General features: G+C 73.3%; 1 protein-coding gene. It reads left to right on the top strand.

Features of this window, described 5'->3' with window-relative positions; translation table 11 throughout:
- Positions 1 to 203 precede the first annotated feature (203 nt).
- Positions 204 to 1,429, top strand: a 1,226-nt coding sequence (locus tag ABZ260_RS51020) for an extracellular solute-binding protein (RefSeq protein WP_355633194.1), incomplete at its 3' end; no start/stop codon positions are given.

The raw sequence follows: 1,429 nt of genomic DNA, 5'->3' as shown, positions 1-1,429 counted from the left end.
CCTGGTAGATCAGGTTGGGCGCGGCGATCACGAGCGCGAGCAGCGCGCCGAGCCAGAGCCGGCGGTCCCGCAGCACCTCGCGCGGCCCGCCGGCAGGAGGCCGCCAGGCACCTCCCGGCGGCCCCGGGCCGCCGAGAACCTCCCATGACCACCTCATCCCGCGCGGTGTCCGCCGTACGGGATCACCCCCCAGGAGAACCGCGATGGCGGATCTGACACGGCGCCGGCTGCTCGCGGCCGGCGCGCTCTCCCTGGCCGCGCCCAGCGTGCTGGCGGCCTGCGGCGCCGACCGGCCCGAGCGGCCGCAGGCCCAGGACGGCAGGCCACACGGCGAGGTCAGCGTCTGGCTGCACGGCTCGCAGGAGACGGGCCCGCAGTTCGAGAAGCTGGTGCACCGCTACATCGACGAGTTCGGCGTGGACGTCAAGCTCCTCTACCTGCCCGTCGCCCAGCTGGACGCCAAGCTGCTGACCGCCTTCGGCGGCGGCACCCCACCCGACGTCTTCAAGATCGGGCACTGGAGCTTCCCCTCCCACGCCGGAAAGGAGCGGCTGGCGCCCATCGACCCCCGGGCGTTCGGCGCGCCGGACGTGGCGACCGTCCTGGGACGGTACGAGCCGGGGACGGTCACCCCGCTGAGCTACCGCGGCCAGGCGTACGGCGTGCCGATCGACCTCAACCCCGCCATGCTGTACTACCGCAGGGACCGCTTCGAGGAGGCCGGTCTCGACCCGGACAAACCTCCCACGACCTGGGAGGAGGTCGCCGACCACAGCAAGAGACTCACCTCGGCCGACGGCAGGCGGGTGGGCCTGCAGTGGCTCTACGGCGACCCGCAGTGGGCGCTGATGACGCTGACCGCGCTCATCAAGGGCGGCGGTGGCGAGCTGGTCAGCGCCGACGGCACCCGTGCCTCCCTCGACACCGAGCACGGCATCCGGGCCCTGGAGTACTTCGCCGGGATCGGCAACCCCAGGCTCTCCAACCCGCTCGGCGCGCTCGGGCTGTTCTACTCGGGTGAGGCCGCCATGGTCGTCAGCGGGGCCTTCCTCGGTCCCGCGCTGGAGCGGCTCGGCACGGACACCCTCAAGCCGGGCAAGGACTACGGCGTGGCGCCCATGCCCCGCTGGGAGGGCGGCAGGGCCGTCGTGCCCGCCTACACGTGGGGCTGGGGCGTCGCCGCAGCGTCGAAGAACGGCTTCACCGCCTGGCACCTGATCAACTACCTCCAGGGGCGGGAGTCGGTCACGGCCAACCTGGAGAACGGGATCGTCATCCCGGCCACCGGCTGGCGGGACACCGGGCCGCGCGGCACCTCCGAACTGATGGGGATCGCGGCCTCCGGCATACCCGACGCCGACTTCGGTCCGGCCATCCCCGCCGCGCTGGAGCTCGCCAAGGCCGCCTCCAGCGCCTGCGACGCCGTCGC

Source organism: Streptosporangium sp. NPDC006013 (assembly GCF_040614275.1).
Taxonomy (GTDB): Bacteria; Actinomycetota; Actinomycetes; order Streptosporangiales; family Streptosporangiaceae; genus Streptosporangium.
The sequence above is the reverse complement of the archived record's forward strand: the minus strand, read 5'-3'. Positions and strand labels throughout refer to the sequence as shown.